The following is an 8,614-nucleotide window of genomic DNA, read 5'->3' on the forward strand; positions in this document are numbered from 1 at the left end:
AGCTGAGCTACGGGCCCACGATGGAGCGAGTGAAGGGCATCGAACCCTCGTCGCAAGCTTGGAAGGCTTCTGCTCTACCATTCAGCTACACCCGCGGTGGCACGCATTCTCGCACAATTCAGGGCGCCAACAAGATGCTGGTTTGCGTTGGTTCGCGTCAGGGGTGCCGTGACCGAAAGTGGCGGCTATTGTCCCGCCCAGTGTTTTCGATCAAGCACGGCGGACGTGAATGATTGGCCGCGCTCGATCAGCTCTCTCCTGGCCACCAAGGCTTCGCAGGTGGCAGGATCAGGTAATCATCCAGGTTTTTGCCGACCAGCCATTTCGGGCGGGCGCCTTGCCCCGACCACGATTTGCCCGATGATGGATCGTAGTATTTGGCAGGCAGCTTCTTCGGCTTGTCTTTCACAAAGCCGGCCGCTCGTAGCAGTTCAAGCTCCGTGATGCCATATTGCTTGACCTGCTCCCGAATCGCGGCCAGTACGGCCGCCTTTTCTTTCTTTTGAGCCTCTTCAAGCAGTAAGTTGACGTGGCCAAGTTGTTGCTGCAGTGACTGAATTTTGCTGGTCGTCATGGGAAGTGGTGTTCATTGATACTTTCGGCGCCCTGCTACCTTGCAGGCTCGTCACGCTACATCACGGTCTGCGCGTCCGTTACCGATTGTGACGGCGCCTTTGCAGGTCGCCTTGTCTTTGGCATCCTGGCGCGCGCCATGTGTCGACGATGCGCATGTCGCTTCGCTACCCGTCAGACCGATCAGCGCTACCGCCGTCGGCAAGGCAGTTCCAGTAACGGCCGCCTCGACATCGGGGCATTAAGGTGTTCCGCAGCTCGGCTTCACTTGAATCGCACTCAAGCACACGCTCGATCAAATCGTTGAACATGCCGCGTTTGAGGAGCAACCTTGGGCGCCGAGCTTCTCGGGAAGGTCTGTTTAAAGTTTTTGGAGTGCAGCGCTTGTCCGAATCACCGGATGCGTCGGGTTCGACAACGTCGGTGTTGACGCAACCCGCTTTCGTCGCGTGACCGCTCCCTCTTCCGCTCAGCCTCACTCGCAAGTTGATCGAGCAAGGTCTCAAGTGGTTCAGAGCCGGTTGGACACTAAGCGGCAATTGTAGCAGTCACCCGCCCCGGGTTGTCTTACGCAATCGGTCAGGTCTTCTACGAATGGCTTTAGTGAAGTCGACGTGACACATGAAGCACATGTGTCGTTCAGCGCCAGGATATTCGACACGACCAAATGGCCGCGTCGAAATCGCCGATCGCGATCGCTGTATCAACGGTTCGTCGATCAGGCGAGATTCGCCACCGACGCTGAATAATTCTCCCCCGGTCCCGGGATAGTTGCGTACAGAAGCGATGCAACTCCATCACGAGGGTCACCAATCAGGCGGTTTATCTCCAACGGCAGAACATTGCATCAACCGGCTTTCTCGGACGCTCAAATCAGACGTGGTAATCATCCCGTACAAAGTGCCCGAGATTGTCAGGCTCTCCCATTGCAACGATCGCGAGAAACGCCGAGATCGCTCGGTAGCAATACCGAGCAAAGGTAGCCCCCTTCGCGTGACACTCGCGATCAATGGGCGGCCACGCAGGGCGGTATTATCAGGTTAATGGCTCACCAACCGACTCTCGGATCAGTTACACGCTAGTCGGTCGATGGCAATGGGTCACCCCGCCTGCAGCTTGCACCGCGTTGACATTGCCAACGTGGTTCCGGTCGGGGGTAAAACCAACCATGGACGCGGGTGCAGAGGTTGCGTCGCTGGAGGTGAATGTTATAGGGTAGTGGCCAAGTCCGCGACTTGCGGACGTGATCGAGGACTTCAAGAATGAACAAGCACGAATTGATTGACGCCGTTTCCGCCACCACCGGCGACAGAAAAGCCAGCACCGGGGCCGCCATTGATGCCATTCTCGAGGTCGTGACGCAGGCAGTCACGCGCGGTGATACGGTCCAGCTGATCGGTTTCGGTTCTTTTTCGACTGGTGCGCGCGCAGAGCGAAATGGCCGCAATCCGGCCACTGGCGAAACCATTACGATTCCGTCCGCAAAAAGGATCAAGTTTACCGCCGGCAAGGCGTTCAAGGACGCACTGAATACCTGATGCGAACAGGCTCAAGAGACAAATCAGGCAAGACGGCGCTCCCGGTCGTGTGACAACAAACTATATGAGTTCGAAGAACAATCGCGGACGGTCTTCCCAGCCCCGCCGTACTCTCACCAAGACCATGTTACTGCCGATGGACAAAGCGTCCGTGCGGGAACAGTCTTTGTCACTTCATCTTGCACTGGCCGCATGCAGGGCAGCCACGGTAGCTCGTATCTGTTCAACGAGCTGATCCGCGCCGCCTACATGACGTGGTGTCTTCAACAAACTGGCTTCGGAAACGAGTCCGTTGAGCGTTACAAGGCGGCCGAGTACGCGGTCGAGGCCGCATACGCGCGCGCCGACAAGTCAAATGAATGGACTCTCGCAGAGGACGGTGCGGCAGCCTTCGAAAGGCTGCTGCTTCTGCATGATCGGCAGTTGGATGTCGCACCGCTCCGCAAGGTGATTGAGGCTGAGCACCGACTCAAACGCTTTCTTGCCGGAACGGCCTCGTCTCCCATTCCGGAGATTGAGCCCGCCCGTGTAGCGCCTATCAGTCGAAACGCCGAGTTGATGTTGCCAGCGCGATGACCTGCGAGGCGCATTTCACCGGGGTATCGCTTGCGATGTGCGAATACGTCCGGTTTATGAATGGGAGATCGTCGCGTCACGATACGGGCCGCGCGCGGAATTGTGTAACGCATCGTTCTCGCATGAAGCGAATTCCGCTCGAACGCATGTCGAGTGCGGTAAAGTGCCGCCCAGAGAGCTTTACACGGCAGACCGCATTCCTCCATACGAATGGGGGAATTCCAAACACGCTACGTATTGACGACGGCAACTTGGTGCCTGCCAAGATGATGCGCGGCGAGTTTAAAGCGAACGCAAAGGCGAGGGAAATGTAAGGGTGTGCGGCAGGGACTGACGTCTCCCGGCCGCACACCTGCTCGGCCGCACCGTCACGCGCTCGCGGCTTCCGCGGTGACTTCAGACTTTGCGGTCGCACCGGCCTTTTCGGCTGCTCTTTTTGCGACGACTGGCCGCCGGCTACGCGTCTTTTTTGAGACAACACTGCTTGAAGGACGTCCCTTCTTACGAGTAGCTGTCGCGCTCGCCGATTTCGGGGGCTTCGAATCCGCCTTTGAGGATTTTGCAGCCGCTTTCTTGGCCACTATTTTTTTGGCTGCGGTCCCCTTTGAAGCGTTCCGAGCGGTGTCTTTTTTCTCAGCCGGGGCGCCAACGAGAAAGCTGGACCGATCCTTGACGTCCTTGATCCACGCTGGCGCGCGGCCCCGGCCACTCCACGTTTCTCCGGTCTCCGGATTGCGATATTTGGCGGCTACAACGCGCTTTACCTGGGTAGTGGCCTTCGTACTTTTAGCCGCCGCAGTGCCCGGCTTCCGACCACGCTTTCGACTGACGAAACTTTCAATGTCGGCGACCGTCACGCCATGTTTTTCCATTAAGTCGCGGATCTTTTCGAGGCCGACCGATGCCTGCTTCGCGGCCATGAGCTCGGCTTGCTTTTGCAGCTTCGCGATCTTCGACTGAATGGCTTCCAATGTTGCCATTGACACCTCCCTATAGAAATCACTCTGTTTACGTGGATCGTCCGCCGTCGGCAATCTTACTGATGCACGCGCCAAGGCGAAGAATATACACAGCATAGATGATCTTGCCAAACAAGCGTACAAAGATGCCCGAATTGCCACGAAAAAATTGACGTTTGATCGTTCTATCAAAGAAAGAAGGCATCACCAATCAACCCATTCTGGCTTCCCTTTCGGGAGGCAATACCGACCATCGAAGCCGATGGGTCGCGTAGGTAGCAGTACAGATTTCTTTTGGGACGACATCCCCATCTTGTCGGCAGTGAGGGCCGAAGTAGGTCACGACTCGCCGCTCCCATGCCGCCACTTCTGCGAGATCGGAGTCAACTGAGCGTGCGTGGTGAACGGCTGCTTCAATTCGAGTCCAGCATAATCCGATCGGGTTGAGTACGAGGCAGAGTAGGCTGCCTCGAGATCCGATAATTCACCGAAGGAGCAGCGCCGGCCATTTTGCAACGACTACGTATTTCGGATGCTCGTGCACCCCACGATCGGTAGTTCGTGAACACCCATTTCGGTTCGTGATGAACAGTTGAGATGGCGATCATGAACGCCGTCTCAACTGTTAGCGTCTGTTCCGGCACCGTGCTCAGGGTTCCGGCACGACGCTCATTCGCCCCCCATCCGTTTCCGCGCCTGCAGTTTCCGCATCGATTCCCCTTCAAAATGATGCGATATGACTGATGGACGATGCGGACGAGTACCGCATCCGCGACCATTGGATCCGGGAAGCACGCATGCCATAGTTCGATGGGATATTGGCTCGCAATCAACAAGAAACCGGTCCGCATCCGACGATCGACGACATCCAGCAGGATGTGCGCGGTCTGCGCATTCATCTCGCCAATCCCAAAATCGTCCAGGATCAGCAAATCGGGACGGGCGAGCTCAGTCTTTAACCTGGGGAGGGAGCCGTCGAGCGTAGCGGTAGCAGCGGTGCTGTACAGTTCCCCCGCCTTTCGAAACGCGACCGACAACCCCATCCGGCAGGCTTGTGTCCCGAGCGCGCAGACAAGCCAGGTTTTCCCAGCACCGGTTGGGCCGTGCACCATCAAATTGAGACGTTGACGAATCCATTCACACGCGATCAAGGGCGCAAGCCGAGCCTTGTTCATACCACGGCTCGGGCGATAGTCGAGATCCTCCGTCACCGCGATTTCGGGAAACGAGGCGGATCGAATCAATCTGTGGAGTCTGCGGGAACCGTGCTCGGCTAGCTCGCGTTCAACCAGCAGCGAAAGCCGATCATCGAAACTCAATTCCTGCATGGCGGATTGCTCAAGTTGGATCTGATAAGCGTGAGCCATTGTTGTCAGTCTCAGCTCGCGCAGATGATTCAAAGTCTGTTGTACGCTGTTCATGACCGGTCCCCATAGTAAGTTGCGGCACGATCGTGCTCGTGTGCGGATTCAACCGGTCGATGCAACACAATCGAAGCTGCGTGAGCAGCGGGAGTGTTGCATCGACCGGTGGAATGCGCAGTCGACTACGGAAATTCGAGGCCGAGTTGGGAGGCTCGACCGTCGTCGGACGGCGAATTTCCGGGTTCGGCCAAGCGCGGTCACGCAACGGAATTCGCTTACGGACATTCGAGCGTCATCTGTTCCCTCGGCATCGGACCGACGAGCACCGATAGCGGACGCCAATGGCTTGGCCTAGATCACGAGGTGCGCTGAATGTTTCTTGGGCATTTACTAAGATCAAGACCTATCCCGCTCACGGGGTATGGTGAAGGCTGAGCGCTGCTGGTGCCGGCCTAATCGAATGATCCAAGTTTTTGGTCGCGTTTTCGCCATCACAAAGAATGTGGCGGGACGCGAACATGATCGTCAAGCACTTCAGTCTGAACTGGGACGCCATCTCGTCGATGACCGGCCAATACCTGCTCGGACTCGAGCCCAAAGGTCAGTACTGAATCGCACGCGAGAGGCAAACATCATCAGCAAAACCGGCGGCAACCTCCGTCGGACTCGACGAGGGCGGCCTGCGCCGTTCACTGGGCGCGTTTCCCACCGGCGTTTGTCTCGTCACGACCGTCGGACCGCAAGGCAAACGGGAAGGCATGACCATCAACTCGTTCGCATCGCTGTCCCTGAGCCCACCGCTGATCCTCTGGAGTGTGTGCACCGCCGCTCGCAGCGCGGTCAGCTTTCTCTCTGCGTCTCACTTCATCGTCAACGTTCTGTCCATCGACCAGAAGGCGCTTGCGCCGCACTTCGCCCGACCGGCACGCGACAAATTCGACGCCTTCGAGTCGATGTTCGATACGGGCCTTGGAGGATGCCCGCGACTCAAGGCCAGCGTGTCGACCTTCGAGTGCCGGCGGCATACTGCCCATGAAGAGGGGGATCATAGCGTTCTGATCGGGAGAATCGAGCGATTCGACTCGACCGCGTTGCTGCCGCTGGTGTTCATGCGGACCGAATGGGCTCCATTCACGAGCATGCAGCGGCGCCGTCGCTTGAGAGAGACCCGCCGACACCAGACGGAATGAAGGTCCGAAGGCCATCGCGAAACCGCTCCGTCCAGATGGCCGACGATTCAGGCGGGCTGCTTCATCCCGTTCTTGGCAGCCTATTGAACTGTTCGGTATAGTTGAAACGCGCTATCCATTGACCGAGTGTTCGTAATGCCCGCCCCCTCCCCCGTTGAACGAAATGACAAGACGCTTGCAGTACTGAACGCAGCCACGACCGTTTTTCTGGCGGAAGGATTCAGCGCAGCCACGACGGACATGATCCAGCGCGAAGCCGGTGTATCGAAAGCGACGATGTATACATGCTTCTCCAACAAGGAGGCCATGTTCGCTGCCGTGATCGAGCGCGAGTGCGCCGTGATGTCCGGAGCAGTCCGGGCTATCCGTGCGGCGCCGGGCAATGTCGCGCGGACGCTGACCGACATCGGCACGTCCTATCTCAAGATCATTCTCCCCCCCCCCGCACTATCACTGTTTCGCGTCGTCGCAGCGGAGGCGCCCCGTTTCCCGAACCTGGGTCGACAGTTCTACCTGGCGGGGCCGTCGGTCATCGCGTCGGTGGTGTCCGAGCAACTGACCGGCGCAGCGCAGGCCGGAGAGATCGATATCCAGTCCGTCGGCATCCACGCCGCGGCCGCGCAATTTATCAGCCTGCTGCGCGGAGAGGCGTTGCTCGAATGCCTGATGCATCCGGATTCGCAGCCATCGGCCGCACAGGTGGATCACTGGGTGCGACAGGCCGTCACCACCTTCCTTGGTGCTTTCGGCATGCCCCGGCCTCCGAAGCGAGCGTCGGCGCAGCGCTAAATCCCGCGAGCGAGCCTCTCGCGCACGTCAATTGTCACGCCGGCGGCGGCTGGCCGTTTGCTGTTTCAACATTGCATGAGTGTGTATCGGGCCTCCGCGCAGGTACGCGAGGCGCTCGCATCGATGCGCGACAGAACGATCGATGATGCAGCGGCGCAGTGAAACCCGCATACGTCCCGAATGGACTCGTACGGACGCAGCGACAGCCGCTGCCCCTTATTGATCCTCGCCAGAGCGATCGACGCTATGGCCGGAACACCACTCAGGCGTGCTTCACGCCCCGAACACGGACGCGAAATCGCGCGCGAAATCCGCAACGGACCGGGCTGGAGCCCCCAATACGCGCGCAAGATCGTCGGTCACGACATCGCCCCAGTCTCGGCCATACGCCACGAAGTAGTCGCGCAGCACGTTCAGCGAGAATTCGTCGATACCAAGACGCGCCATATCCTCGAGCGCCTGCTCGACGGAAATGGCGACGTACTTGACGGGCTTTCCGACCGCGTCGCCAATCGCCGACGCGACTTCGCCCATCGAAACGGACGCCGGGCCCGTGAGCGTGTAGGTCTTGTTCTCGTGCCCGTCGGTGGTCAGCACACGCGCGACGAATGCCGCGATGTCACGCGCATCGATGAGCGCCATCCGGGCTTCGCCCAGTGGCAGCGGCAATACGCCGTCTTCCGCGATGATCGTCGCCTCCATCATCAGGTTCTGCATGAAGAAGTGCGGCTTGACAATCGTGTACGCAACGCCCGACGCGATCAACTCGCTGTCCGACAGCGCGTGCAGCCGGCCATTGATCGTAGGCGCATCGTGCGACGCGCCGAACGCCGACAAACGCACGATGCGCCGGACACCTGCCCGGCGCGCCGCCCACAATGCGTTCGAGCATTGTTCGGGCGCGCGCGGGCCCGGCGGTGTTAGCATGAATACCGTGTCCACGTCGGCGAAAGCCGACTCGAGGGTCCTCGGCTTTTCGAGATCGCCGACCGCGAACTCCACGTTGAGCGCTCTCAGCGCGCTCGCCTTGCCCGGATTGCGCACCAATGCGCGCGCGCCATGGTGCGCCGACGCAAGCATCTCGATGACGGCGGTCGAAATCGCGCTCGTCGCGCCAGTGACCAGAATCCTTTGCGGCATATCTCTCGCCTCGCTTCAACAGGAATCGGATTGGACTGTGCGGTCCGAAATGGGCGCGGTCCGGCCACGCCCAGTGTTTCGCGCTTGCATCGCAGAGTTCATCTCACGCCGCGGCCAGCGCGGGATAGTCGGTATAACCGCGCTCCTCGCCCTGATAGAAGGTCGTGGGATCCATCTTGTTCAGAGGCGCATCGAGTTCGAAGCGGCGAACGAGGTCTGGGTTCGCGACGAACATCGTTCCGAACGACACGAGATCGGCATCGCCGTTCCGGATTGCCTCTTCGGCACGCGCCGCGTCGTATCCGCCGTTGGCGATATAGGTGCCGCCGAAGCGGGACTTGAGTTTGCGGAAGTCGAAGTTCCCTTCGCCCAGTTGCATCACGTCCATTCCGCGCATCGCTCTCGTCTGCCCAAGATCATGAACACGATATCTCTAACGCACCGCCCTCAGGGCTCGTTTACACCGTATCCAATTTCAACAGCCT

9 protein-coding genes and 1 tRNA gene are annotated in these 8,614 nt (G+C 59.0%); 4 read left to right on the plus strand and 6 right to left on the minus strand.

Annotated elements, in window-relative coordinates:
* Positions 1 to 21 precede the first annotated feature (21 nt).
* Positions 22 to 95, minus strand: a tRNA-Gly gene (locus ACV229_RS40140).
* 152 nt (positions 96 to 247) lie between these two features.
* Positions 248 to 574 carry an H-NS histone family protein gene (locus ACV229_RS40145; RefSeq protein WP_448088588.1) on the minus strand — a complete coding sequence of 109 codons (327 nt, stop codon included), beginning with the start codon at positions 572 to 574 and terminating at the stop codon, positions 248 to 250.
* A 1,261-nt stretch (positions 575 to 1,835) separates the two neighbouring features.
* Here ACV229_RS40145 and ACV229_RS40150 point away from each other — a divergent pair.
* Entirely contained in the window at positions 1,836 to 2,111 is a 276-nt protein-coding gene (locus ACV229_RS40150; RefSeq protein WP_448088589.1) for an HU family DNA-binding protein, read from the plus strand.
* 192 nt (positions 2,112 to 2,303) lie between these two features.
* The gene (locus ACV229_RS40155) at positions 2,304 to 2,687 is read left to right on the plus strand and encodes a hypothetical protein (protein WP_448088590.1); all 384 of its coding nucleotides are present in this window, start codon (positions 2,304 to 2,306) and stop codon (positions 2,685 to 2,687) included.
* Positions 2,688 to 3,055: 368 nt separating this feature from the next.
* Here the strand turns inward: ACV229_RS40155 and ACV229_RS40160 are convergent, their stop codons facing one another.
* Positions 3,056 to 3,667, minus strand: coding sequence for an H-NS histone family protein (locus ACV229_RS40160; protein WP_448088591.1), 612 nt, complete (start codon positions 3,665 to 3,667; stop codon positions 3,056 to 3,058).
* A gap of 392 nt (positions 3,668 to 4,059) precedes the next feature.
* Positions 4,060 to 5,067, minus strand: coding sequence for an IS21-like element helper ATPase IstB (gene istB, locus ACV229_RS40165; protein WP_448088592.1), 1,008 nt, complete (start codon positions 5,065 to 5,067; stop codon positions 4,060 to 4,062).
* 635 nt (positions 5,068 to 5,702) lie between these two features.
* On the opposite strand from istB, the gene ACV229_RS40170 reads away from it, so the two are divergent.
* Positions 5,703 to 6,200 carry a flavin reductase family protein gene (locus tag ACV229_RS40170; protein ID WP_448088596.1) on the plus strand — a complete coding sequence of 166 codons (498 nt, stop codon included), beginning with the start codon at positions 5,703 to 5,705 and terminating at the stop codon, positions 6,198 to 6,200.
* A gap of 135 nt (positions 6,201 to 6,335) precedes the next feature.
* Positions 6,336 to 6,989 carry a TetR/AcrR family transcriptional regulator C-terminal domain-containing protein gene (locus ACV229_RS40175; RefSeq protein WP_448088593.1) on the plus strand — a complete coding sequence of 218 codons (654 nt, stop codon included), beginning with the start codon at positions 6,336 to 6,338 and terminating at the stop codon, positions 6,987 to 6,989.
* A gap of 273 nt (positions 6,990 to 7,262) precedes the next feature.
* On the opposite strand, the gene ACV229_RS40180 is transcribed toward ACV229_RS40175, so the two are convergent.
* Complete coding sequence (locus ACV229_RS40180; protein ID WP_448088594.1) at positions 7,263 to 8,129, minus strand: SDR family oxidoreductase; 867 nt, start codon at positions 8,127 to 8,129, stop codon at positions 7,263 to 7,265.
* Between the two features lie 103 nt (positions 8,130 to 8,232).
* Entirely contained in the window at positions 8,233 to 8,517 is a 285-nt protein-coding gene (locus ACV229_RS40185) for an oxidoreductase (RefSeq protein ID WP_448088595.1), read from the minus strand.
* Between the last annotated feature and the right edge of the window lie 97 nt (positions 8,518 to 8,614).

This window comes from Burkholderia sp. MR1-5-21, assembly GCF_053427715.1.

Bases quoted from the DNA above. Each gene is read 5' to 3' on its own strand.
- ACV229_RS40145 (WP_448088588.1), bottom strand. From the start codon at position 574: ATGACGACCAGCAAAATTCAGTCACTGCAGCAACAACTTGGCCACGTC.
- ACV229_RS40150 (WP_448088589.1), top strand. From the start codon at position 1,836: ATGAACAAGCACGAATTGATTGACGCCGTTTCCGCCACCACCGGCGAC.
- ACV229_RS40155 (WP_448088590.1), top strand. From the start codon at position 2,304: ATGCAGGGCAGCCACGGTAGCTCGTATCTGTTCAACGAGCTGATCCGC.
- ACV229_RS40160 (WP_448088591.1), bottom strand. From the start codon at position 3,667: ATGGCAACATTGGAAGCCATTCAGTCGAAGATCGCGAAGCTGCAAAAG.
- istB (WP_448088592.1), bottom strand. From the start codon at position 5,067: ATGAACAGCGTACAACAGACTTTGAATCATCTGCGCGAGCTGAGACTG.
- ACV229_RS40175 (WP_448088593.1), top strand. From the start codon at position 6,336: ATGCCCGCCCCCTCCCCCGTTGAACGAAATGACAAGACGCTTGCAGTA.
- ACV229_RS40180 (WP_448088594.1), bottom strand. From the start codon at position 8,129: ATGCCGCAAAGGATTCTGGTCACTGGCGCGACGAGCGCGATTTCGACC.
- ACV229_RS40185 (WP_448088595.1), bottom strand. From the start codon at position 8,517: ATGGACGTGATGCAACTGGGCGAAGGGAACTTCGACTTCCGCAAACTC.